This window comes from Cronobacter dublinensis subsp. dublinensis LMG 23823 (assembly GCF_001277235.1).
Lineage (GTDB): Bacteria > Pseudomonadota > Gammaproteobacteria > Enterobacterales > Enterobacteriaceae > Cronobacter > Cronobacter dublinensis.
Genome location: NZ_CP012266.1, coordinates 2,831,409 through 2,854,143 on the forward strand (window position 1 = coordinate 2,831,409; position 22,735 = coordinate 2,854,143).

Consider the following 22,735-nt stretch of genomic DNA (forward strand, 5'->3'; position numbering starts at 1 on the left):
ACATATTGTCTGAAAATAGCGCGCAATGTTCACAGAATGTTCGAACACGCGCCGCAGTGGCAAATGAGGTTTGACAATTGGCGCGGGGCCGCTATGATTAGCCTCCACACGATTCCTCTGTAGTTCAGTCGGTAGAACGGCGGACTGTTAATCCGTATGTCACTGGTTCGAGTCCAGTCAGAGGAGCCAGATTCAAAAAAAGCCCGCTTAATGCGGGCTTTTTTATTATGGGTTTAACGCGTTGCCTCCAGCCGCCTTCCCGCCCATTGCTTTCTGCATCCTTTGCCGCACGTTGCGGGATGTACGCCAGCGACGCGGCAGCGAGCATTCTGACCCAACCGTCAGAACAATCTCCCCTGAGAATGTCCGTTACCGCTACCCGCCTCTAGCTTATCGATGACGCCAAAAGTCACGTTGCCTGCCGGGAAATACGCCTCTCTCGCGGTGCTATTATTCGTTTACTCAATATTTGTGATATGACCAGCCCTGACTGAATCCTCTGCGCTCCGGCATACAGGTGGCTTTATATCGCCCGGCTGATAATACGCCACGAAATATATATTCCTCAGGTGAATCCTTACAGAGTTAAAGTAAACCTCACAAACCATCCGTTAGCCTGTATTTCGTTAAAACGCAGAATGCGAAGAGTAGTAATAAATTCGCAAACAGGCATACCTTGTTACTTATACGCGTATTGATATGCACGTTAACAGGCATACAATAACCGCCGCAATAAACACGGGTATGACAGCGCACAGGATGCCTTTTAAAAAATAAACAAGTAACACGAAAATTTACCTGACAAGGAATAAAAATGGGCTTTTATACTCGACTCGAAAAAATAGATGCGGCAGTTAACCGTGGCTATGCCCGCTGGGGAAAATGGATCTGGCTGGGGTTATCGCTGCCAGTGGTGATATATGCCACCTGGCTGGTGTGGGCCAGTATCTGGGGGCCGCCTACCGGGGCGGTAACGCTTATTATACACAGTGAGCTTGATCGCCCTGTCCTGGGATTTAGCGTTAATGGTGTGGCGGGAGGAAATGCCTTTGTTCGAGATAAAACAAATCCTTATTCATCTGACACTGGTGGCGCGACCTGTTGTGGCAGTATTAGTGGTGATACCGCAGAGGTTATCTGGACGTTAAGTACAACGCGTGCACAGTATGATGCCGGGCTGCGTAAAGAAACTCGCCGTATTGTTATGCCACTCCCGAAGCGGGAATGGGGAGAAAACTATTTACATGTTTACTTCCTTCCAAAGGACAACGTTTATTTATGGTGGGGAACCGGTTTCTCACATCCGAATATTGATTCTCTTACTGATACCATAAAACAGACTACTCAAAAGGAGCCGCGATAATGGATATTGAAAGCCTTATTGCCGCGGCAAACCGCGCTCAGCAGGCCCTTGAACAAAATATGGGCAATCGTTCCCACCGCTGGCATATGGATTTCTTTTTAACGGCGTGGGCCGCAATAACTCCATGCGTCTTTAAACAGTATCTCATGATATTTAACGATGAGTTCCAAAACGGAAATTTACCTGACAAGGAATAAAAATGGGCTTTTATACTCGACTCGAAAAAATAGATGCGGCGGTCAACCGCGGCTATGCCCGCTGGGGAAAATGGATCTGGCTGGGGTTATCGCTGCCAGTGGTGTTCTATGCCGCCTGGCTGTTCTGGGCCAGTATCTGGGGGCCACCGACCGGGGCGGTAACATTGATCATTCATAGTAACCTCGATCGTCCTATCCGGGGGTTTAGTGTGAATGGTGTTGCGGGAGGGAATACTTTCGCTCGCGATAAAAAGAATCCTTACTCATCTGATACTGGTGGAATAACATGCTGTGGCGATATAAGTGGTAATACGGCAATGATTACATGGACGGTCGATTATACTCTGGCACAATATCAGGCCGGAGTGAGAACTGAAGTACACAAAATTAAAACTCCACTCCCGAAGCGGGAATGGGGAGAAAATTATCTCCATGTTTATTTTCTTGCAAACAATAAAGTGTATTTATGGTGGAGTGCTGATTTTTCTCATCCTGATATTGATTCTCTTCCTGTGAACACAAAACAGACTATTCAAAAGGAGCCGCGATAATGGATATTGAAAGCCTTATTGCCGCGGCAAACCGCGCGCAGCAGGCCATTGAACACAATATAGGCAATTGTTCCCGCACCTGGCATATTGGTTTCTTTTTTGATGGCGTCGGCCGCAATATTGAACTTGATGCACCAGATCATCGCCTGAGTAATATTGCAAGGTTGTTCAGAGCTTACCCCATTTCTCAAATGAACACCCCTTATACAAGTTACTCAAAGCTTTACTTCTCAGGCCTCGGCACCCCCTTCCATGAAGATTTAAGCACCAAACTGCATACCATTATGGATGGCGCGCAAAATACCACGCTGGAGGATTTACACGATCAGCCCAAAGAGATGGCGAAAGACGCCGGTAAAGAGATACTGAAGGGCAAGAACTGGTACGAGGTTTTAAAAGACAGCAGTAAGAAACTGCTCAAGCCTGCCGAATGGCGCAATCTGGTGACGGACATTGGTACTGATATTGCGAAAAAAGTCAGTATTGAAGCCACGCCCTGTTTACGCGATACACCGGTGATGGCGGATTTTTTAGTGACGGGTGTGGATACGCGAGTGACTTCGGCCAAAACATCCTTTGCAGAAGCTTTCAAAGATGCAAAAAAACTCAGCCCGGTCCCCATCAAACTTATCTCCGTCTCCCTGTTTGGTTTCGATCTCGGCGCCACGCTCGCGCGGAAATTTCTTGACGATTTACTGGGCGAGATTTGCCAGAAACAAGGCGATCGCTACACCTGGCAGGGCATTCCGGTAGATATTCTCTTTACCGGGCTGTTTGACTGCTCGCGCGACACTTCCGCCAGCAACGATAATGGCGTGGACTATTTTATCAGCGCCGCAGGCGGCCCGTTACGCTCGCTCAGCATGATGTTTGGCAGAAAATATATCGATCACTTTTCAGTGTTGCCCGATGCGGTGAAGAATGCGCTGCATCTGGTGGCGGCGCATGAGCGGCGTGTATGGCGCTGCCTGTATCGGTTCGGCAGCAATAACCCTAAACACCGCGAAGAGCTGTTGCCAGGCTGTAGCGAGGATATCGGCGGCGGGCTGAAAGCCAGCGAGCAGAAACCCAGCGCGGAACTGTGCCGGGTGGCCCTGCACCGCATGTACCGGGAGGCGGCGATGGCGGGCGTGCCGTTTCCTGATTTCCAGACCTTACAGCAAGATAACCCCGTCCTTGCAGAATATTTCATCATGCAGGATAACGTTGAAAACGCCTCTGTGGCGCAATGGGTAAAGCGCTATCAGAAAGCCGTACTGGGCAAACCCGTCAACCTCTCCACACAGAATCTGCATCTCGACAGCTATTTCGAATGGCTGGGGCAGCAATTTTATCAGTATCGCCTTGCGCGCCAGCAGCTGGAGAAAGAACAGGCAGACATTACGCTGGCGGCGGGCAGCAGCGCCGGGCTGCTCGGTATCACCCCGCAGGGGAAGCAGCAGGCGATGCACGTTCAGGCTAAAACTGAGGTTCTCGACAGCCACTGGGGCTGGTTAAACGATATTGATAGTGTCGCCCGCGACATCATTAACACCACAGAAGGCCCCGGCCCGTTCGATACCGCGATTAAGATAGCGCCTGACGTTTACGAGCCTGCCTACCGGCGGGCAAAGCGGTTTCACCAGTACAGGATCAACGCCTTTACCGGCGATGCGCCGCCGCAGCCCTGGTACAGGGCGCCGCCGGAGATATTCGCTTATTTTGTCCACGATCTCATCACGGTTGACAGAGGCGCGAGCATCTCAACGGATTTCTTCGTGGTACGCGCCTCAGAAACGCCGAAGCCTGAATAACCCCGCCATCGCGTATGTGCCTGCGAATTACCACGCCCACAACTATAAAGCCCGTGTAATGCGGGCTTTGGTTGCGGCGCGCGGCGGTCTCGCCATAGCGCAGGCATAAAAAAACCGCCGAAGCGGTTTTTTTAACTTATTCTTCGCCTTTCGGCTCGTGGACTTTCAGCTCGCCCATCGCTTTGAGCTTTTTCGAAATCTCGCGGCGCTCTTTGGAGATTTCGGCGTTTTTGATGATGTAATCATCAACGCGGTCTTCGTAGTCGCTTTTCATGCTGGCGATGATGCCCTGGATGGATTCCACGCTCATACCCGGCTTGATGTAGTCGCTCAGGTTATCGAGCAGCAACACGCGCTTCTGGTTGTCACGGATTTTCTTCTCGACATCCTGGATCTCGCGCTGCAACTTGTTCTTACGGCGGAACAGACGCACGAACTCAAGAACGTCCTGGAATGAAGGTTTGCTGTTTTCCATTTTTACACCCCTGCTGAATATAAGACTCGGATTCGTTAAAACAACCGCATAGCATAAACCTTACTGGCAGCGGCGGTTGATGACAATGGTTTTATCCCGTTCAGGATGCCTGTCACCATCATACTCTGAAACGGTGCTGAATCGAAACAAGCGCCAGCCGTCTGCGGGTTATTTGCGCAGCGCCCGACAGATCAGCTGCGACAGGCGCTCCAGCTGCTGCGCCAGCTCCATGCTTAACCATACATAGCCGTGAATCGGCGTTTCCACCAGTTCATTCTGCTGCCCCTCTTTCATCAGCGCGCGCAGTTCCTGAACAATCTCGGCGAGCTTTTCGCGGTTCGCCATTACCGGCGACGGGTTGCCTTCGCGCAGCGCCTCGGCAATCGCCGCCAGCGTATTCTCGGTCATCTGCTGCGAATCGCGCAGCGTACGGGCGTTGATCATCAGGAAATGGCTTTCGCGCGAGGCCCACCAGGCATTGATTTGCATCTCCAGCGTACAGACCATGTTGCGGCTGGTAGTCTGGATAGCCTCGAAAATGGCGCGCTGGATATGCGTCTCCTTGCTGGCGGGCGTGATAAACGCGCGCAGCTTCACGACGCTGCCAAGAATATGCTGCAGCGGCTTATCGAGACGCGGGCGCTCGACCAGGTTTGGCGACAGCCCGGCGTGATAGATTTTGCCGAAGTCGCCGACGAAGTTCGCCATCTGGATGCGCCAGTGGATAAACGCGCGCTGCGGCCACAGGCTGGTAAAAAGCATCGCCAGCAGCGAGCCGAAAATCACGTCGCCGCCGCGCCAGAGCGCGACCAGCATGTCGCCCTGCGGCGCGCCCACCACCACCGAAAGCGTAATGCCGATAAGCAGCGCCTGATAGGGGCGTTTGCCGAGCGCCAGATAGCCGCACAGGAACATCGCCAGCGCGCACCAAAGGAGCATCAGGGGCAGCGACCAGCGCTCCAGCTGTAACGCCACCAGCCCGAGCACGGCGCCGAGGATAGTGCCGCCGATGCGCTCAAACGCACGCGGCACGACATTGCCCCAGAAAGAGATAGGCCCCATCACCACCACCAGCGTAATAAGCGGCCAGGTGCCTTCCGGCACGTTCAGCATCCGCACCAGCAAAAAGGTCATGATAAACGCCAGCGCGATACGCACGCCGTGGACGATGCGGTAATGCTGGTAGAGACGAATTTCGAAAGAGGTAAGCGATTTATCAGCTCGCACGCTAACTTTCCCGTTAAAAGCCCTGATGAAACGTCACAGCAGACGCGACGCCTGAAAATGTGGGGCGTTATTTTCTGATAAAAATTGGGGAAAAGCTGTAACTTTTGGGAAAGAAGCGGTGAAAAAGCGCGGAATTAACTTTATTTCACCTTTTATTTAACAAAAACCGCGCGCCCACGCCAAACGGGCGCGCGCCAGGGTTATTCGCCGGAGGTCTGCACCGGGATGTACATGTCGATATCCCAGTAGCCATCTTTCTTGCCGTCGTTAAGGTAGATTTCAAAGCACGGACGCGCCGCCATCTGGTAACGCACGTCCTGATGCAGGCGAGTAAAAAACGTTAGCCACGGCGCGCCGAAATCGTTGTTTTCAACGCGCGCGCGGGCCACCGCGTACTGACCGCCGGGCAAGTCCGTCAGGACAACGCCGACGCTGTTCTCGGGCACCGTGAAATCCGCGGGTACTTCAACCACAGTATCGGCGCGCAGTTTTTCCGGCGCGACCTGCTGCGGATTGTCATAGTAGACCGCAATCCACGCCTTCGGCTGGATATGAAAATTATCGACCCACATCACCAACTGTTCGAAGCCCTGCGGCACCGTTTTCTCCCACGGGCCCACCAGGTGGAACCCGGCGATTTTTCGCGTTACGACATGCTCGATGGTGTAATCCATGTTCACTCCTCGCTGTTGAAAATAGCGAGTATAGTGTGCGGCGCTCATCCGGGCGTCTGTGAGCGCCTTCGCGTTCGCAAAAAAGGTTACAGCGTCAGGTGCAGCCAGTCGCCAAAGCGCGAGAACACGCCGCCCTTTTTCACTTTCTCAAGCGTCACCAGCGGCAGACGCGCGACTATCTGATCGCCATTGTAGAGTTCTATCTCACCCACCCTTTCATTGGCGGCCAGCGGCGCGTCGAGACGGTCGCGATCCAGAAGATATTTGGCTTTCACACTGGCGAGCTGCGCTTTTGGCAGCGTCAGCCAGAAGTCGCGATCGGTGCCGACCGCCACCTGCTCGTTTTTACCGTACCAGACACGCTCGCTGCCCACTTTTTTGCCTTTCTGGAGGATCTCTACGGTGTCGAAGGTCTGCTGGCCCCAGTGAAGGAGTTTGCGCGCCTGATCTTCGCGGCCTTTCGGGCTGTCAGCGCCCATAATCACCGCGATCAGACGACGCTTGCCGTCAACACTGGAGGCGATAAGGTTAAAGCCTGCGCCCGAGGTGTGGCCGGTTTTCAGGCCGTCGACGTTGAGCGTTTTATCCCACAACAGTCCGTTGCGGTTCTGCTGGGTGATGCCGTTCCAGGTCAGGCTCTTTTCGCTGTACATATGATAAAACGCCGGCTCGCCGTGAATAATGGCGCGCGACAATACGGCCAAATCGAACGCGGAGCTGTGCTGCCCCGGCGCGTCGAGTCCGTGGACGGTTTCAAAATGGGTATCTTTGAGCCCGAGCTTTTGCACGTAGTCATTCATCATCGCGACGAACTGCGGCTGACCGCCCGCCACGTAATCCGCCAGCGCCACGCAGGCGTCGTTGCCGGAGTCAACAATCAGCCCGCGGCTGAGGTCACGCACCGTCACGCGATCGCCCGCTTTCAGGAACATGAGTGACGAGCCTTCAAACACCGGGTTATCTTTCGCCCAAGCGTCTTTGCCGACTGTCACCACGTCATCCGGCGTAATGCGATGGCTGTCGATGGCGCGGTCCACCACATAGCCGGTCATTAATTTCGTCAGGCTCGCCGGGTTACGCTGTTGATGTTCGTTATTTGCCGCGAGGATTTGTCCGGTCGTGTAATCCATTAACACATAGCTGCCCGCCATAATGGCTGGCGGCTGTGGCATGACAGGCGCGGCGGCGTGCGCCTGCGCGGTAATACCGGCCAACATGATGCAGGAAACGGCAATCATTGGTCTAAATTTCAACAGCATATCCTCAGTAACTTCGCGATGGGGCGCCTTTTTTACGGCAGTTTTTATTTCCTTGCTCCGGTAAATTGCAAGGAAATATGAATAAGACGCGTCTGAGCCGCCTTTTCCAACGTGCTATTTACCTGCCTGCACCTGACTGCGGAAAATCTGATAATGCATATTTCACGTACTCTTCCGATTGTGATAAAGGCTGACTCTTTTTAGCCTGGTGGCTTTTATAAGGCTGAGGAGAAGGGTATGGCGCAGGGTAAAAGCTGGTCGCCGGAGCTGGAGGGATTACGCGGTCTCGCATCGCTGTGGGTATTGCTGGGGCATATTTGCCTGCTGGTGCAGTGCCGCATTCCTCTGTTATACGATCCGGGTATGGGCGTCGATCTGTTTATTTTGTTATCCGGGTTTCTGATGGCGAAGAATTATCTGGAACGCCGGGATATTGAACCCTGGACCAGCAGCCATACCATCCGTAACTTCTGGCTGCGGCGCTTTTTCCGCATTGCGCCGCTGTACTATTTCCTGTTGCTGCTGGCGCTGATTTTCGGCGCGGCGTTCGGCGAATGGCGCGACGTTATCGCGCAGGCCTGGCCGTCCACGCAAACGGAAAGCCAGCGTTATGCAGACACCTCGGCGGGCAATATTCTTGCGCATATTTCGTTTGTCTTCGGCGCTATCCCTTATTACTCGTTCCGTACGGTATTGCCGGACTGGAGCATCGGGCTCGAAATGCAGTTCTATCTGCTGTTCCCGTTCATCATGCTGCTGGTGATGCGCTGGGGCTTTTTCGTCGCCGCGTTCGCGGTGATGATCGCCTGCTTCGCGGCGCGCTGGGCGCTGCCGGGCTACTTCGAGGCGTTCCCGATGCCGTCGATGATCCTGATTAAGCTGCCGCTGTTTGTCGCGGGTATGCTGATTGCCGCCGCCGTGCGCGACAGTCGTCGCCTGTTGCTGCTGCTGGCGTTCCTCGCGCCGGTGCTCGCCTGGCAGATGCATATCGCGGTCACGCCGAATCGCCTCATCGCCCAGTGCGTGATGATTGCAGGCCTCGGCGCGCTGCTGTGGCAGGCGCAGGCGGGCTCGCTGCTGCATCAGGTCATGCGCCTGCCGCGCTGGCTTCTGACGCGCCGCGTCAGCCAGTTTCTGGGCGATGTGTCGTACTCCGTCTACCTGCTGCACCTGATGATTGTCATCCCGGTCATCGGGCTGCTGGTGGAGCACAGCGCGTTCGCGCAGCACGCCTCGCCGGTACGCCTGCTGATTGCCGCCGCCATCAGCCTGCCGGTCACTTACGGGCTCGCGACGGTGCTGTTCCATCGCGTCGAGAAACCGGGCATCGCGCTGGGTAAACGTCTCATCACCCGCAAGCCGGTGCAGCCGGAGCAGGTATTGCCTTAAGACGGCTGCCACTTCTTCCTGAGAGGGCTATGGTTTACCATAGCCCTGTTTTTTTACTTACTCTGGATGGTGACCTGGTGTCTGATTCTGCCGCGCAACCGACTTTTCTGTTCCACGATTACGAGACTTTCGGCAAAAGCCCCTCGCTCGACCGCCCGGCGCAGTTCGCCGCCCTGCGCACCGATGAAAATTTTAACGTTATCGGCGAACCGGAAGTCTTCTACTGCAAGCCCGCCGACGATTATCTCCCCCAGCCGGAAGCCGTGCTGATAACCGGCATTACGCCGCAGGTGGCGCTCGCGCGCGGCGAGAACGAAGCCGAGTTCGCAGGGCGCATTCACGCCCTGTTCACCGTGCCGAAAACCTGCGTGGTGGGCTATAACAACGTGCGTTTCGATGACGAAGTGACGCGCAATATCTTCTACCGTAACTTTTACGACCCGTACGCGTGGAGCTGGCAGCACGACAACTCGCGCTGGGATCTGCTGGATGTGATGCGCGCCTGCTACGCGCTGCGCCCGGAAGGGATCGTCTGGCCGGAGAACAGCGATGGCCTGCCGAGTTTCCGGCTCGAACACCTGACCGTGGCCAATGGCATTGAGCACGCCAACGCGCACGACGCGATGGCGGATGTCCACGCCACCATCGCCATGGCGCAACTGGTGAAAACCCGCCAGCCGCGGATGTTCGATTATCTCTACACCTATCGCAGTAAGCAGAAGCTGGCGACGCTGATTGATATCGTCCAGATGAAACCGCTGGTGCATGTTTCCGGCATGTTTGGTGCCTGGCGCGGCAACACAAGCTGGATAGCGCCGATCGCCTGGCACCCGGACAACCGCAACGCGGTGATTGTGGTGGATTTGGCAGGCGATATCAGCCCGCTGCTGGAGCTCGATGCCGATGCGCTGCGCGAACGGCTGTATACGCCGAAAGCCGTGCTGGGTGACGACAGCGCGGTGCCGGTGAAGCTGGTGCACCTCAATAAGTGCCCGGTGCTGGCGCAGGCCAACACGCTGCGCCCGGAAGACGCTGAGCGCCTCGGCATCGACCGTCAGCATTGTCTTAACAACCTGAAAGTGCTGCGCGCCGCGCCTCAGGTTCGCGAGAAACTGGTGGCGCTGTTTGCCGAAGCGCCGCCCTTCCCGCCCACCAGCAACGTGGATGCGCAGCTCTACGACGGCTTTTTCAGCGACGCCGATCGCGCCGCGATGCGCATTGTGTTGCAGACGCCGCCGCAGAACCTCCCGGCGCTGGATATCACGTTCGTGGATAAGCGCATTGAAAAGCTGCTGTTTAACTACCGTGCGCGCAATTTCCCCGGCACGCTCAGCGAGCCGGAACAGCAGCGCTGGCTTAACCATCGCCGCGACGTCTTTACGCCGGAGTTCCTCCAGGCTTACGCCCAGGAGCTGGAGATGCTCTACAACCAGTATGAGAGCGATAAAGAGAAAACGGCGCTTCTGAAGGCGCTGTATCAGTACGCGCAGGAGATTGTCGGGTAAACCGTTGTGGCAGGTGGGTGCGCTTCGCTTACCCACCCTACTTTATTGCTTTAAGCACGCCTGAATTGTAGGGCGGGTAAGCGAAGCGCACCCGCCGCCCCATCGACATCCCAATCCATCGCCAACAAAAAAGGCTCCCCGAGGGGAGCCTTTTTTCGCGTTGCTTTTCGGCGGATTACGCGATGTCTTCGTGGTACTGCGGAACCGGGTTACGGAAGCTGCGGGTCACGCACGCCAGGTAAACCACACCGATACCGGCCCAGATCAGGCCCAGCACCATCGAGCTTTCTTCCAGGTTCAGCCACAGCGCACCCACGGTCAGCGCGCCGCACACCGGCAGCAGCAGGTAAGTAAAGTGATCTTTCAGCGTCTTGTTGCGGCCTTCGCGGATCCAGAACTGTGAAATCACAGACAGGTTTACGAAAGTAAACGCGACCAGCGCACCGAAGTTAATCAGCGCCGTTGCCATCACCAGGTCGAAGTTAATCGCCATCAGCGCAATCGCGCCGACCAGCACTACATTCAGCGCCGGGGTGCGCCATTTCGGATGCACGTAGCCGAAGAAGCGGTTCGGGAACACGCCGTCACGGCCCATCACGTACATCAGACGCGCAACACCCGCATGCGCCGCCATACCGGAAGCCAGTACGGTCACGGTGGAGAAAATCAGCGCGCCGACCTGGAAGGCTTTACCTGCCACGTACAGCATGATTTCCGGCTGAGACGCGTCCGGATCTTTAAAGCGCGAGATATCCGGGAAGTAGAGCTGGATAAAGTACGTAGAGAAAATAAAGATCAGGCCGCCAATCAGCGCGGTCAGGAAGATAGCGCGCGGGATAACGCGACCTGCGTCTTTGGTCTCTTCCGACAGGTTACTGATGCCGTCAAAGCCGGTGAACGAGAAGCACAGAATGGTCGCCCCGGTGATCATCGGGATGACGTGCGCATTCTCAGACCAGAACGGACGAGAGCTTGTCAGCGTACCGGCCCCTTCGCCGTGGGACACGCCGTAAATCACCATGCCCAGAATCACGGCGATCAGGATAACCTGCAGCACCACGATAATGGTGTTGAAGTTCGCCACGCCTTTCAGGGTACGCATGTTGAAAACAGTCATGAACGCGACCAGCAGCACCACAAAAATCCACGACGGGATGCCAGGCACCAGCGCTTCAAAGTAGATTTTCGCGAGCAGGATGTTGATCATCGGCGCGAACAGGTAGTCGAGCAGCGACGACCAGCCCACCATGAAGCCCACGGTCGGGTTAATCGCTTTCTGCGCGTAGGTGTATGCCGAGCCCGCCGACGGGAAGCGGCGCACCAGCTTGCCGTAGCTCAACGCGGTAAAGAGGATCGCGACCAGCGCGAAGGCGTACGCGGTCGGCACATGACCGTCCGTCAGGCCGGATACAATACCGAATGTATCGAACAGCGTCATAGGTTGCATATAGGCAAGGCCCATCATAACAACCGGAATCAACGTAAGCGTTTTACGTAATTCCACGCGAGAGGTTTTTGGAGTTGCATTAAGCGACATAATTATTCTCCTTTACGGTGAACATCGCCGCATAAGCGAAAAATTGCCCCATTTTCTGTATTCCTCAGCGACAACAACTGTCGGATTTTAAGTAAGTATCTATCCGGTACGAAGCCCGGCCTCTTGAATTTAATTACGATGCTCTTGACTGCAAAAAAATAACCGACGCGTTGAACGTCGGTTAATCATCTCATTTTGCAGGGCGCGTATTTTGCACCACTTTAAGGCAGGATGACAAGATGTTGAGACCTTCTGTCACAATTTCTTTCTCTGCGGTAAGCGGGATAAGAAAACGGATGACGTTCGCCCGCACGCCGCAGGTCAGCAAAATCAGCCCCTGACGCCCTGCCTCCTGCACCAGTTGCTGGGTTAACTCTTTGTCCGGGCGATGGCTGTCGCGCTCATGCACCAGCTCCATCGCCACCATCGCGCCGACGCCGCGCACGTCGCCGATAAAGTCATAGGTTTCGGCAAATTCACGCAGGCGGCCAGTCAGCAGTTCGCCCTGCGCTGTCGCCCGCTCGTTCAGGCGTTCCCGCGCGATAATATCGGTCACCGCCAGCCCCGCGGCGATACTGACCGGCGACCCGGCGTAAGTGCCACCAAGCCCGCCCGGCAGCGCTTTATCGAACAGCGCCTTTTTGCCCACCAGCGCCGAGAGCGGAAAACCGCCCGCCAGGCTTTTGGCCATGGTGATGAGATCCGGCTCGACGCCCGCGTGTTCAATGGCGAAGGTTCTGCCGGTGCGGCAAAACCCGCTCTGGATCTCATCGACAATCAGCACGATGCCATGTTTATCGCACAGGGCGCGCAGCTGCTGCATAAACTCCGCCGACGCGGCGTAAAACCCGCCCTCGCCCTGCACCGGCTCGATGATAATCGCCGCGACCTCGTCCGGCGAAACATCGGCCGCGAAAATCCCCGCGAGCGACGCCAGCGCCTGGGTGTCGCTTACGCCCAGGTAGGCCGCCGGATAGGGCGCGTGGTATATCCCGGCCGGAAACGGACCATACCCTTTTTTATACGGCTGTACTTTACCGGTGAGCGCCATGCCGAGCAGCGTGCGGCCATGAAACGCGCCGCGAAAAGCAATCACCGCCGAGCGGCCCGTAGCAATGCGCGCCACTTTAATGGCGTTCTCCACCGCCTCGGCACCGGTCGAGAGAAACAGCGTCTGGCAGGGCTCGCTGATGGGCGCAAGCGCGTTCAGCCGCTCCGCCAGCTCAATGTAGTTGCCGTAAGGCGTCACCTGAAAGCAAGGATGCGTGAAGTTATCGAGCTGCGCTTTGACCGCCTCGATCACCGCCGGATGGTTATGGCCGGTATTCAGCACCGCAATCCCGGAGGCGAAGTCGATATAGCGCCGCCCTTCGACATCCCAGATCTCCGCATTTTTCGCTCGCGCCACATACACCGGCAGCGCGTTGCCCACGCCCTGCGGCACCGCGCTTTCACGCCTCTCCTGCCACTGCTGATTGCTTTGCATCATTGACTCCTGTGCGCAAAAAGCCTCCGCCCAAAAAGACGGAGGCAAGACTGTTCTCATCGGTATGTTGTGGGGCGCTGCAGAAGATCACGCCGGGCGGTTTTACATCGCGAGGCCGTGGCGAAAACCGCTCAAATAACGCCCGTTATCAAACCATAGCTCAAGGCCCGGGTTCTGCCAGAGTGCGCGCATGGAAAGTTGACCCGCTGCGAATGCTCAACTACAGGATCTGTATCCCAGCGAAACAGGCGAACCAGCATGACCGTAACCACACCGCCGTTGATTGGCGTTTTGATGTGTCAAAGTAATCAGGAAGGACAGTTGATCCTGACGGTGGAAAATCTCTATCTGGCACCGCTTTACCATTCGGGCGCCGTGGCCATTCCCCTGCCCCATCATCTGGCGGACGATCCGCTTTATCTCGCCGCCGCCCTGAAATCGCTCAGCGGCATTTTTCTGCCCGGCAGCCCATGCAACATTGAACCGCATCACTACGGTGAAGAAGCGCAGGAAAGCAGCAACGATCCCGGGCGCGATAAACTGGCGTTAATGCTGGTGCGTCATGCGCTTAACACCGGCCTGCCGCTGCTTGGCTCGTGTCGCGGTGTGCATGAGATGGTCGTCGCGACCGGCGGGAAACTCTGGCGGCAGTTACATAACGTTGAAGGATTACGCGAGCATGAAGTAAACCCGAGCGGCAGCCCGGAGGCGAAATTTGCGCCGGTCCACGGCCTTGAGATAGCGCCCGGCGGCTGGCTCGACAGCTGGGTGCCGCCAGGCGAATCCGTTCGCGTGAACACGCTGCATCAGCAAGGGATCCGCGAGGTCGGGCCCGGCGTGTTTATTGAAGCGCGCGCCGACGACGGGCTGATTGAGGCGATAAGCATTCCCGAACACCCCTTCGCCTTCGGCGTGCAGTGGCACCCGGAATGGGGCGCGCTGCACGACGAACCGCTGTCAAAACAGATGTTCGACGCCTTCGTCGCGGCCTGCCGCGTCTGGCAGGCGGAGCATCAGGCGCTGGCGCTTACGCCATTGGCATAACCAGCGGGTCCGGGTAGAGGTACTCGAACCCCAGTTCGTGGCAGATCCGGTTGCCGTCGATAAGCTTGCCTTTGCTGCCCACGGGGCTGTCGCTAAAGCGCGGCGGCTCCAGCCCAAGCTGGCGCGCCATTACCGGGTAAAACGCGGCGCGCGCCGGATGCTGCGGGGCGCAGAGGTTATAAATATGGCCGCCTTTGGGCGCCTGCAACAGGAGGGTAATGGCGCCGATCACATCCTCAAGATGCACGAGATTGACGCCATGTCCGCCGTTAGGCGCGCTTTTACCGGCAAAGAAACGCCCCGGATGCCGCCCCGGCCCGACAAGACCCGCGAGACGCAGAATGTCGACCGACGTTCCCGGCAGATGGTGCAGCCACTGTTCGAGTTCTTTAAGCACGCGCCCGCTTTCAGTGACCGGTTCAATCGGCGAGGTTTCCTTGCACAGGCCTTCAGCCTCGCCATAGACCGAGGTAGAACTCGTAAAGATAATGCGCGGGATCTGGTGCGCCAGCGCGCTGTCCACGACCTGCTGCACCGCCTGCAAATAGTATTCGCCATTGCCGCCGGTGCGGCGTGCGGGCAGCGTCACCACCAGCGCGTCGGCGTTAAACAGCGCGTCCAGATCGTCGCTGTCGCACACCATTTCCGGCAGCAGCTCCAGCTGGTAACTCTCGATGCCGCACATGCGCGCGGCCTCCACGCCGTCGGCGGTGGTTTTGCTGCCCGCGACCTGCCAGCCACGGGCATTCAGCGCGAGCGCCAGCGGCATCCCCAGCCATCCTAATCCGACAATCGCGACCTTTTTCATCTCGTTCTCCTGCTCCGTCTTTCGCCTGCGTCTTTTCAGGCTACGCCAGCCGCTGCGGGCTGACAATTGATGTAGTGAATATGAAAGGTTTTAATGATGAAAAAAAGCCCTTGCCTTCTCTGCCCGGTATGGTTTACGGTTAAGACAGGTTTGAATAAGCATTCATCAAGAGAATTTTATGACACGCGTTCAGTTTAACAACCACCACCATCACCATCATCCTGACTAGTCTTTCAGGCGATGTGTGCTGGAAGACGATCGGATCTTCCAGTGGTGCATGAACGCTAAGAGAGCCCCCGGAAGATCAACCTTCCGGGGGCTTTTTTATTGGGCGTTTGCAGGCGAATTTCACGAGATCAATAAGGATAAGGCGAGATGACAGACAACAACCGTTTACGCATAGCTATTCAAAAATCAGGCCGTTTAAGCGATGATTCGCGAGAACTGCTGGCCCGCTGCGGCATAAAAATTAATCTCCACACCCAGCGTCTGATTGCGCTGGCGGAGAATATGCCTATCGATATCCTGCGCGTGCGGGATGACGATATCCCGGGCCTGGTAATGGATGGCGTGGTGGATCTCGGCATCATCGGCGAAAACGTGCTGGAAGAAGAGTTACTCACCCGCCGCGCCCAGGGCGACGACCCGCGCTACTATACGCTGCGCCGTCTCGATTTCGGCGGCTGCCGCCTCTCGCTCGCCACGCCGGTCGACGACGTCTGGGAAGGCCCGGAAAGCCTGAAAAACAAGCGCATCGCCACCTCCTACCCGCACCTGCTCAAGCGTTATCTCGATCAAAAAGGCGTGCAGTTTAAATCCTGCCTGCTGAACGGTTCAGTGGAAGTGGCCCCGCGCGCCGGGCTGGCTGATGCCATCTGCGATTTAGTCTCCACCGGCGCGACGCTTGAGGCCAACGGCCTGCGCGAAGTGGAAGTGATTTACCGCTCCAAAGCCTGTCTTATCCAGCGTGACGGCGAAATGCCCGCCGTGAAGCAGCAGCTTATCGACAAACTGCTGACCCGCATCCAGGGCGTTATCCAGGCCCGCGAATCGAAATACATCATGCTCCACGCGCCGACGGAGCGTCTTGATGAAGTGATAGCCCTGCTGCCAGGCGCGGAACGCCCGACCATTCTGCCGCTGGCCGGCGATCAGCAGCGCGTGGCGATGCATATGGTGAGCAGCGAAACGCTGTTCTGGGAAACGATGGAGAAGCTCAAAGCGCTGGGCGCGAGCTCCATCCTTGTGCTGCCGATTGAGAAGATGATGGAGTAACCGCCATGACTTTTACCACCGTCATCGACTGGAACACCTGTAACGCCGCACAGCAGCGCGAGCTGCTGATGCGCCCGGCCATTTCTGCCTCGGAGAGCATTACCCGCACCGTGGCGGAGATCCTCGATAATGTAAAAGCCCGCGGCGACGCGGCGCTGCGCGACTATAGCGCGAAGTTCGATAAAACCGACGTGGCCGCCCTGCAGGTCAGCGCGCAGGAGATTGACGCCGCTGCCGCGCGCCTTGATGACAACGTGAAGCAGGCGATGGCGGTTGCCGTGGCGAATATCGAAAAATTTCACCGCGCCCAGCAGCTCGCGCCCGTGGATGTCGAAACCCTGCCCGGCGTGCGCTGCCAGCAGGTGACGCGCCCGGTGGCGTCGGTCGGTCTCTATATTCCGGGCGGCTCCGCGCCGCTCTTCTCGACCGTGCTGATGCTGGCGACGCCTGCGCGCATCGCGGGCTGTCAACGCGTAGTGCTCTGCTCGCCGCCGCCCATCGCCGATGAAATTCTCTATGCCGCGAAACTCTGCGGCGTGCAGGAGGTGTTTCAGGCGGGCGGCGCGCAGGCGATTGCTGCCCTCGCCTTCGGCACCGAAAGCGTGCCGAAAGTGGCGAAAATTTTCGGCCCCGGCAACGCCTTTGTGACCGAAGCCAAACGCCAGGTGAGCCAGCGTCTCGACGGCGCGGCGATCGATATGCCCGCCGGGCCTTCCGAAGTGCTGGTGATTGCCGACAGCGGCGCGACGCCGGATTTCGTCGCCTCCGATCTGCTCTCGCAGGCCGAGCACGGCCCGGACTCGCAGGTTATTTTACTGACGCCGGATGCGGCGATGGCTAAGGCGGTCGCCGACGCCACCGCCCGCCAGCTGGAAGCGCTGCCCCGCGCCGACACCGCCCGTCAGGCGCTCGCGGCAAGCCGCCTTATTGTGGCGCGCGACCTCGCCCAGTGCGTGGAAATCTCTAACCAGTACGGCCCGGAGCACCTGATTATCCAGACCCGCAACGCCCGCGAGCTGGTCGATGGCATCACCAGCGCAGGCTCGGTGTTTTTAGGCGACTGGTCACCGGAATCGGCGGGCGATTACGCCTCCGGCACTAACCACGTGCTGCCGACCTACGGCTATACCGCCACCAGCTCAAGCCTCGGTCTTGCGGATTTCCAGAAGCGCATGACTATTCAGGAACTGACGCCCGCCGGGTTTTCCGCGCTGGCAGAGACCATCGAAACCCTGGCGGCGGCAGAACAGCTCACCGCCCACAAAAACGCCGTGACGCTGCGCGTGGCAGCCCTGAAGGAGCAAGCATGAGCATTGAAGAACTGGCGCGCGAGAACGTGCGCAATCTGACGCCCTATCAGTCTGCGCGCCGCCTCGGCGGCAATGGCGATGTCTGGCTGAACGCCAACGAATACCCGCAGGCCGTGGAATTTCAGTTAACCGCCCAGACGCTCAACCGCTACCCGGAGTGCCAGCCGAAACTCGTCATCGAGCGTTACGCGCAGTACGCGGGCGTGAAGCCAGAGCAGGTGCTGGTCAGCCGCGGCGCGGATGAAGGCATTGAGCTGCTGATCCGCGCGTTCTGCGAGCCGGGGCGCGACGCGGTGCTCTACTGTCCGCCGACCTACGGCATGTACAGCGTCAGCGCCGAAACCATCGGTGTGGAGTGCCGCACCGTGCAGGCCATCGACGGCTGGCAGCTTGACCTTACGGCGATTGCCGAACAGCTCGACGGCGTGAAAGTGATTTTCGTCTGCAGCCCCAATAACCCGACCGGCCAGCTGATTAACCCGCAGGATCTGCGCACGCTGCTGGAGATGGCGCGCGGCAAAGCCATTGTGGTCGCCGATGAGGCTTATATTGAATTCTGCCCGCAGGCGACGCTCGCAGGCTGGCTTGGCGACTACCCGCACCTCGTCGTGCTGCGCACGCTCTCCAAAGCCTTCGCGCTTGCCGGACTGCGCTGCGGCTTTACGCTTGCCAATGAAGACGTCATTAATCTGCTGCTGAAAGTGATTGCCCCCTACCCGCTCTCCACGCCCGTCGCGGATATCGCCGCCCAGGCACTGAGCCCGCAGGGCATCACTGCGATGCGCGAGCGCGTGGCGCAGGTGCTGGTCAACCGCCAGCTCCTGATTGCGGGTCTGCGCGAGACGCCGTGCGTCGAGGCCATTTTCGACAGCGAAACCAACTATGTGCTGGCGCGCATCACCGCCTCCAGCGCAGTATTTAAATCGCTGTGGGATCAGGGCATTATCTTACGAGACCAGAACAGACAACCGACACTCAGCGGCTGCCTGCGCATTACCGTCGGCACCCGCGAAGAGTGCCAGCGCGTAATTGACGCCCTGCGTGACCAACCCGGCCTTGCGGCCACGGAGCGAGTATGAGCCAGAAGTATCTCTTTATTGACCGCGACGGCACCCTGATTGCCGAGCCGCCGGACGATTTCCAGGTGGACCGTTTTGACAAACTCGCCTTCGAGCCGGATGCGATCCCAGTGCTGCTGCAACTGCAAAAAGCGGGCTTTAAGCTGGTCATGATCACCAATCAGGACGGGCTTGGCACCGACAGCCTGCCGCAGGCGGACTTTGACGGCCCGCATAACCTGATGATGCAGATTTTCACCTCTCAGGGCATCCTGTTTGAAGACGTGCTGATCTGCCCGCATTTCCCGACGGACAACTGCGACTGCCGCAAGCCGAAAGTGAAGCTGGTGGAGCGCTATCTGGAGCCGGGCGTGATGGATGCGGCGAACAGCTACGTGATTGGCGATCGCGCAACCGACGTCGAGCTTGCCGGCAATATGGGCATTAACGGGCTGCGCTACAGCCGCGCTGACCTTAACTGGGCGGCCATCGGCGAGCGTCTGACCCGCCGTGACCGCTATGCCCATGTCAAGCGCAGCACGCGTGAAACCCAGATTGACGTGAAGGTCTGGCTGGATCGCGAAGGCGGCAGCAAAATCAACACCGGCGTCGGTTTCTTTGACCATATGCTTGACCAAATCGCTACCCACGGCGGCTTTCGCCTGGAAATCACGGTGAAGGGCGATCTGTATATCGACGATCACCACACCGTCGAAGATACCGGGCTGGCGCTCGGCGAAGCGCTAAAGCTGGCGCTCGGCGACAAGCGCGGCATTAACCGGTTCGGCTTCGTGCTGCCGATGGACGAATGTCTGGCGCGCTGCGCGCTCGATATCTCCGGGCGTCCGCACCTTGAATATAAGGCCGAGTTTACCTACCAGCGCGTGGGCGATCTCAGCACCGAAATGGTCGAGCACTTCTTCCGCTCGCTCTCGTACACCATGGCCGTCACGCTGCACCTGAAAACCAAAGGCAAAAACGATCACCACCGCGTGGAGAGTTTGTTTAAAGCCTTTGGCCGCACCCTGCGCCAGGCTATCCGCGTCGAAGGCGACACCCTGCCCTCATCGAAAGGAGTGCTGTGATGAACGTGGTTATCCTCGATACCGGCTGCGCGAACCTGCACTCGGTGCAGTCCGCGGTGCGCCGCCACGGCTACGAGCCGGTGGTGAGCCGCGACCCGGATGTGGTATTGCGTGCCGATAAGCTGTTTCTGCCGGGCGTCGGCACCGCCGAAGCGGCGATGAAGCAGATTATCGAGCGCGATCTCATCGATTTAATCAAAGCCTGTACCCAACCGGTGCTGGGGATCTGTCTCGGCATGCAGCTGCTCGGCAGCCGCAGCGAAGAGAGCAACGGCGTTGACCTGCTGGGCATTATCGACCAGCCGGTGCCGAAAATGACCGATCACGGCCTGCCGCTGCCGCACATGGGCTGGAACCGCGTACACGCCAAAGCGGGCGACCGGCTGTTTCGCGGCATTGAGGACGGCGCGTGGTTCTATTTCGTGCACAGCTACGCGATGCCGGTGAATACCCACACCATCGCGCAGTGCCACTACGGCGAGGCGTTTACCGCCGCGGTGCAGAAAGATAATTTCTGGGGGGTGCAGTTCCACCCGGAACGTTCGGGAGCCGCGGGCGCGCAGCTGCTGAAAAACTTCCTGGAGATGTAAATGATTATTCCGGCTCTGGATTTAATTGATGGCAACGTGGTGCGACTGCATCAGGGCGATTATGGCCAGCAGCGCGACTATGGCCGTGACCCGCTGCCGCGCCTGCAGGAGTATGAGGCGCAGGGCGCGCAGCTGCTGCACCTGGTGGATTTGACCGGCGCGAAAGATCCGGCGAAGCGCCAGATCCCGCTGATTCAAAAACTGGTGGCGGGCGTTAACGTGCCGGTGCAGGTCGGCGGCGGCGTGCGTAGCGAAAACGACGTGGCGGCCCTGCTTGAGGCGGGCGCCGCACGCGTGGTGGTCGGCTCAACGGCGGTCAACGCGCCGCAAGAGGTGCAGCGCTGGTTCGAACGTTTTGGCGCCGACGCGCTGGTGCTGGCGCTCGACGTGCGTATCGATGATGCGGGTAACAAGCAGGTCGCGGTCAGCGGCTGGCAAGAGAACTCCGGCGTGACGCTGGAAACGCTGGTGGAAAGCTATCTGCCGTTCGGCCTCAGGCATGTGCTGTGCACGGATATCTCCCGCGACGGGACGCTGTCCGGCTCCAATGTGGCACTCTATCAGGAAGTCTGCGCGCGCTACCCGCAGGTGGCGTTTCAGTCCTCCGGCGGCATCGGCGAGCTTGCGGATATCCGCGCGCTGCGCGGTAGCGGTGTGGGCGGCGTGATCGTCGGTCGCGCGCTGCTGGAAGGCAAATTTAACGTAACGGAGGCGATCCAATGCTGGCAAAACGGATAATCCCCTGTCTTGACGTGCGCGACGGACAGGTCGTCAAAGGGGTGCAATTTCGCAACCACGAAATTATCGGCGACATCGTACCGCTCGCGAAACGCTACGCCGAAGAAGGCGCCGATGAGCTGGTGTTTTACGATATCACCGCCTCCAGCGATGGCCGCGTGGTCGATAAAAGCTGGGTGACGCGCGTGGCGGAAGTTATCGATATCCCCTTCTGCGTGGCAGGCGGCATTAAAACGCTGGACGATGCAGCGCACATTCTCTCCTTCGGCGCGGACAAAATCTCCGTCAACTCGCCGGCGCTGGCGGACCCGACGCTTATCACCCGGCTTGCGGATCGCTTTGGCGTGCAGTGCATCGTGGTGGGCATCGATACCTGGTTTGATGAGCAGACCGGCAAATACCATGTGAACCAGTACACCGGCGATGAGAGCCGCACCCGCGTCACCCAATGGGAAACGCTGGAGTGGGTTAAGGAAGTACAGCAGCGTGGCGCGGGTGAAATCGTGCTGAATATGATGAACCAGGACGGCGTGCGTAACGGCTACGATCTGGTGCAGCTGAAAAAGGTGCGTGAGGCGTGCCGCGTGCCGCTTATCGCATCAGGGGGCGCGGGCACGATGGAACACTTCCTGGAAGCGTTTCGCGAGGCGAACGTCGATGGCGCGCTGGCGGCGTCGGTGTTCCACAAGCAGATTATTAATATTGCCGAGCTGAAAACGTTTCTGGCTCAGCAAGGCGTGGAGATTCGGGTGTGTTAACAGAACAACAGCGGGCCCAACTGGACTGGGCGAAAACCGACGGGCTGCTGCCGGTCGTGGTGCAGCATGCGGTTTCCGGCGAAGTGCTGATGCTGGGCTATATGAATGAAGACGCGCTGCGCGAGACCGAGCTGAGCGGCAAAGTGACGTTTTTCTCACGCACCAAAGGACGCCTGTGGACCAAAGGCGAGACGTCCGGCCATTTTCTCAATGTGGTGAGCATAACGCCGGATTGCGATAACGATACGCTGCTGGTGCTGGCAAACCCGATTGGCCCGACCTGCCATCTCGGCACCTCCAGCTGCTTTGGCGACGCGCACCACCAGTGGCATTTCCTGTACCAGCTCGAAGAACTGCTGGCCGCGCGGAAAACTGCCTCGCCGGCGAGCTCTTACACCGCAAAGCTCTACGCCAGCGGCACCAAGCGCATCGCGCAGAAAGTGGGTGAAGAAGGCGTGGAAACGGCGCTTGCCGCCACGGTTCACGACCGTGACGAGCTGGTGAATGAAGCGTCTGATCTGGTGTATCACCTGCTGGTGCTGCTGCAGGATCAGGAGCTTGATTTAAGCGCGGTGATTGAGAATTTGCGGGGACGGCACAAGTAAGGGTCTGT

The 22,735-nt window shown here is 58.0% G+C and carries 24 protein-coding genes, 1 tRNA gene and 1 other annotated feature; of the genes, 17 read left to right on the top strand and 8 right to left on the bottom strand.

Annotated elements, in window-relative coordinates:
* The first annotated feature begins 113 nt into the window (after positions 1-113).
* From AFK67_RS13005 to AFK67_RS13020, 5 genes are all read left to right on the top strand, one after another.
* Positions 114-189, top strand: a tRNA-Asn gene (locus tag AFK67_RS13005).
* A gap of 625 nt (positions 190-814) precedes the next feature.
* Complete coding sequence (locus AFK67_RS22045; RefSeq protein ID WP_007728881.1) at positions 815-1,363, top strand: DUF3304 domain-containing protein; 549 nt, start codon at positions 815-817, stop codon at positions 1,361-1,363.
* A complete protein-coding gene (locus tag AFK67_RS23140) occupies positions 1,363-1,560 on the top strand; it encodes a hypothetical protein (RefSeq protein WP_007728883.1) in 198 nt (65 codons plus the stop codon). Before AFK67_RS22045 ends, AFK67_RS23140 begins: the two co-directional genes overlap by 1 nt.
* 2 nt (positions 1,561-1,562) lie before the next feature.
* Positions 1,563-2,111 carry a hypothetical protein gene (locus AFK67_RS13015; RefSeq protein WP_032967531.1) on the top strand — a complete coding sequence of 183 codons (549 nt, stop codon included), beginning with the start codon at positions 1,563-1,565 and terminating at the stop codon, positions 2,109-2,111.
* Positions 2,111-3,904 (top strand): T6SS phospholipase effector Tle1-like catalytic domain-containing protein, encoded by a 1,794-nt coding sequence (locus AFK67_RS13020; RefSeq protein WP_038883266.1) that lies wholly within the window; start codon positions 2,111-2,113, stop codon positions 3,902-3,904. Before AFK67_RS13015 ends, AFK67_RS13020 begins: the two co-directional genes overlap by 1 nt.
* Before the next feature lie 136 nt (positions 3,905-4,040).
* Here AFK67_RS13020 and AFK67_RS13025 read toward each other — a convergent pair whose 3' ends face one another.
* From AFK67_RS13025 to dacD, 4 genes are all read right to left on the bottom strand, one after another.
* Entirely contained in the window at positions 4,041-4,379 is a 339-nt protein-coding gene (locus tag AFK67_RS13025) for a DUF496 family protein (protein WP_007728894.1), read from the bottom strand.
* 168 nt (positions 4,380-4,547) lie between these two features.
* Positions 4,548-5,606 (bottom strand): FUSC family protein, encoded by a 1,059-nt coding sequence (locus tag AFK67_RS13030; protein WP_032967541.1) that lies wholly within the window; start codon positions 5,604-5,606, stop codon positions 4,548-4,550.
* Positions 5,607-5,806: 200 nt separating this feature from the next.
* Complete coding sequence (gene sbmC, locus AFK67_RS13035; protein WP_007728900.1) at positions 5,807-6,280, bottom strand: DNA gyrase inhibitor SbmC; 474 nt, start codon at positions 6,278-6,280, stop codon at positions 5,807-5,809.
* 86 nt (positions 6,281-6,366) lie between these two features.
* Positions 6,367-7,533: a serine-type D-Ala-D-Ala carboxypeptidase DacD gene (gene dacD, locus AFK67_RS13040; protein ID WP_032967542.1), complete on the bottom strand. Its 1,167-nt coding sequence runs from the start codon at positions 7,531-7,533 to the stop codon at positions 6,367-6,369.
* Between the two features lie 243 nt (positions 7,534-7,776).
* Between dacD and AFK67_RS13045 the strand changes: the two genes are divergently transcribed.
* Complete coding sequence (locus AFK67_RS13045; RefSeq protein ID WP_007728905.1) at positions 7,777-8,928, top strand: acyltransferase family protein; 1,152 nt, start codon at positions 7,777-7,779, stop codon at positions 8,926-8,928.
* A 77-nt stretch (positions 8,929-9,005) separates the two neighbouring features.
* Positions 9,006-10,433, top strand: a complete 1,428-nt coding sequence (gene sbcB, locus AFK67_RS13050; protein ID WP_007728909.1) for an exodeoxyribonuclease I — start codon at positions 9,006-9,008, stop codon at positions 10,431-10,433.
* A gap of 175 nt (positions 10,434-10,608) precedes the next feature.
* On the opposite strand, the gene AFK67_RS13055 is transcribed toward sbcB, so the two are convergent.
* From AFK67_RS13055 to gabT, 3 genes are all read right to left on the bottom strand, one after another.
* Positions 10,609-11,970, bottom strand: coding sequence for an APC family permease (locus AFK67_RS13055; RefSeq protein ID WP_007728912.1), 1,362 nt, complete (start codon positions 11,968-11,970; stop codon positions 10,609-10,611).
* Positions 11,960-12,022 carry a membrane protein YoeI gene (yoeI, locus tag AFK67_RS23660; protein ID WP_097566144.1) on the bottom strand — a complete coding sequence of 21 codons (63 nt, stop codon included), beginning with the start codon at positions 12,020-12,022 and terminating at the stop codon, positions 11,960-11,962. Before yoeI ends, AFK67_RS13055 begins: the two co-directional genes overlap by 11 nt.
* Positions 12,023-12,160: 138 nt before the next feature.
* Positions 12,161-13,456 carry a 4-aminobutyrate--2-oxoglutarate transaminase gene (gene gabT / locus AFK67_RS13060; protein ID WP_007728915.1) on the bottom strand — a complete coding sequence of 432 codons (1,296 nt, stop codon included), beginning with the start codon at positions 13,454-13,456 and terminating at the stop codon, positions 12,161-12,163.
* Positions 13,457-13,714: 258 nt separating this feature from the next.
* Here gabT and AFK67_RS13065 point away from each other — a divergent pair, with 258 nt between their 5' ends.
* Positions 13,715-14,500, top strand: a complete 786-nt coding sequence (locus AFK67_RS13065; protein ID WP_007728918.1) for a gamma-glutamyl-gamma-aminobutyrate hydrolase family protein — start codon at positions 13,715-13,717, stop codon at positions 14,498-14,500.
* Here the strand turns inward: AFK67_RS13065 and AFK67_RS13070 are convergent.
* Positions 14,484-15,308, bottom strand: a complete 825-nt coding sequence (locus tag AFK67_RS13070; protein ID WP_007728921.1) for an SDR family oxidoreductase — start codon at positions 15,306-15,308, stop codon at positions 14,484-14,486. The two genes, AFK67_RS13065 and AFK67_RS13070, sit on opposite strands and share 17 nt — an antisense overlap.
* A gap of 178 nt (positions 15,309-15,486) precedes the next feature.
* Between AFK67_RS13070 and hisL the strand changes: the two genes are divergently transcribed.
* From hisL to hisIE, 9 genes are all read left to right on the top strand, one after another.
* A complete protein-coding gene (gene hisL / locus AFK67_RS22910; protein WP_071601073.1) occupies positions 15,487-15,537 on the top strand; it encodes a his operon leader peptide in 51 nt (16 codons plus the stop codon).
* Positions 15,513-15,636 (top strand) — a sequence feature (His leader region). (Overlaps the previous gene by 25 nt.)
* A 47-nt stretch (positions 15,637-15,683) precedes the next feature.
* Positions 15,684-16,583 carry an ATP phosphoribosyltransferase gene (gene hisG, locus AFK67_RS13075; RefSeq protein ID WP_007728926.1) on the top strand — a complete coding sequence of 300 codons (900 nt, stop codon included), beginning with the start codon at positions 15,684-15,686 and terminating at the stop codon, positions 16,581-16,583.
* Between the two features lie 5 nt (positions 16,584-16,588).
* On the top strand, positions 16,589-17,893 hold the full coding sequence (gene hisD / locus AFK67_RS13080) for a histidinol dehydrogenase (RefSeq protein WP_007728928.1): 1,305 nt from the start codon (positions 16,589-16,591) through the stop codon (positions 17,891-17,893).
* On the top strand, positions 17,890-18,972 hold the full coding sequence (gene hisC / locus AFK67_RS13085; protein ID WP_007728930.1) for a histidinol-phosphate transaminase: 1,083 nt from the start codon (positions 17,890-17,892) through the stop codon (positions 18,970-18,972). The genes hisD and hisC overlap by 4 nt, the downstream gene beginning before the upstream one ends.
* Positions 18,969-20,036, top strand: coding sequence for a bifunctional histidinol-phosphatase/imidazoleglycerol-phosphate dehydratase HisB (hisB, locus tag AFK67_RS13090; RefSeq protein ID WP_007728933.1), 1,068 nt, complete (start codon positions 18,969-18,971; stop codon positions 20,034-20,036). The genes hisC and hisB overlap by 4 nt, the downstream gene beginning before the upstream one ends.
* Positions 20,036-20,626: an imidazole glycerol phosphate synthase subunit HisH gene (gene hisH / locus AFK67_RS13095; RefSeq protein ID WP_007728935.1), complete on the top strand. Its 591-nt coding sequence runs from the start codon at positions 20,036-20,038 to the stop codon at positions 20,624-20,626. Before hisB ends, hisH begins: the two co-directional genes overlap by 1 nt.
* On the top strand, positions 20,627-21,364 hold the full coding sequence (gene hisA, locus AFK67_RS13100; protein WP_007728938.1) for a 1-(5-phosphoribosyl)-5-[(5-phosphoribosylamino)methylideneamino]imidazole-4-carboxamide isomerase: 738 nt from the start codon (positions 20,627-20,629) through the stop codon (positions 21,362-21,364).
* Positions 21,346-22,122: an imidazole glycerol phosphate synthase subunit HisF gene (gene hisF, locus AFK67_RS13105; protein WP_007728941.1), complete on the top strand. Its 777-nt coding sequence runs from the start codon at positions 21,346-21,348 to the stop codon at positions 22,120-22,122. Before hisA ends, hisF begins: the two co-directional genes overlap by 19 nt.
* Positions 22,116-22,727, top strand: a complete 612-nt coding sequence (hisIE, locus tag AFK67_RS13110) for a bifunctional phosphoribosyl-AMP cyclohydrolase/phosphoribosyl-ATP diphosphatase HisIE (RefSeq protein ID WP_038883265.1) — start codon at positions 22,116-22,118, stop codon at positions 22,725-22,727. The genes hisF and hisIE overlap by 7 nt, the downstream gene beginning before the upstream one ends.
* Positions 22,728-22,735 lie beyond the last annotated feature (8 nt).

Excerpts from the sequence above, each read along its gene's own strand:
- AFK67_RS22045 (WP_007728881.1), top strand. The coding sequence starts at position 815 with ATGGGCTTTTATACTCGACTCGAAAAAATAGATGCGGCAGTTAACCGT.
- AFK67_RS23140 (WP_007728883.1), top strand. The coding sequence starts at position 1,363 with ATGGATATTGAAAGCCTTATTGCCGCGGCAAACCGCGCTCAGCAGGCC.
- AFK67_RS13015 (WP_032967531.1), top strand. The coding sequence starts at position 1,563 with ATGGGCTTTTATACTCGACTCGAAAAAATAGATGCGGCGGTCAACCGC.
- AFK67_RS13020 (WP_038883266.1), top strand. The coding sequence starts at position 2,111 with ATGGATATTGAAAGCCTTATTGCCGCGGCAAACCGCGCGCAGCAGGCC.
- AFK67_RS13025 (WP_007728894.1), bottom strand. The coding sequence starts at position 4,379 with ATGGAAAACAGCAAACCTTCATTCCAGGACGTTCTTGAGTTCGTGCGT.
- sbmC (WP_007728900.1), bottom strand. The coding sequence starts at position 6,280 with ATGGATTACACCATCGAGCATGTCGTAACGCGAAAAATCGCCGGGTTC.
- AFK67_RS13045 (WP_007728905.1), top strand. The coding sequence starts at position 7,777 with ATGGCGCAGGGTAAAAGCTGGTCGCCGGAGCTGGAGGGATTACGCGGT.
- AFK67_RS13055 (WP_007728912.1), bottom strand. The coding sequence starts at position 11,970 with ATGTCGCTTAATGCAACTCCAAAAACCTCTCGCGTGGAATTACGTAAA.
- gabT (WP_007728915.1), bottom strand. The coding sequence starts at position 13,456 with ATGCAAAGCAATCAGCAGTGGCAGGAGAGGCGTGAAAGCGCGGTGCCG.
- AFK67_RS13065 (WP_007728918.1), top strand. The coding sequence starts at position 13,715 with ATGACCGTAACCACACCGCCGTTGATTGGCGTTTTGATGTGTCAAAGT.
- AFK67_RS13070 (WP_007728921.1), bottom strand. The coding sequence starts at position 15,308 with ATGAAAAAGGTCGCGATTGTCGGATTAGGATGGCTGGGGATGCCGCTG.
- hisG (WP_007728926.1), top strand. The coding sequence starts at position 15,684 with ATGACAGACAACAACCGTTTACGCATAGCTATTCAAAAATCAGGCCGT.
- hisD (WP_007728928.1), top strand. The coding sequence starts at position 16,589 with ATGACTTTTACCACCGTCATCGACTGGAACACCTGTAACGCCGCACAG.
- hisC (WP_007728930.1), top strand. The coding sequence starts at position 17,890 with ATGAGCATTGAAGAACTGGCGCGCGAGAACGTGCGCAATCTGACGCCC.
- hisB (WP_007728933.1), top strand. The coding sequence starts at position 18,969 with ATGAGCCAGAAGTATCTCTTTATTGACCGCGACGGCACCCTGATTGCC.
- hisH (WP_007728935.1), top strand. The coding sequence starts at position 20,036 with ATGAACGTGGTTATCCTCGATACCGGCTGCGCGAACCTGCACTCGGTG.
- hisA (WP_007728938.1), top strand. The coding sequence starts at position 20,627 with ATGATTATTCCGGCTCTGGATTTAATTGATGGCAACGTGGTGCGACTG.
- hisF (WP_007728941.1), top strand. The coding sequence starts at position 21,346 with ATGCTGGCAAAACGGATAATCCCCTGTCTTGACGTGCGCGACGGACAG.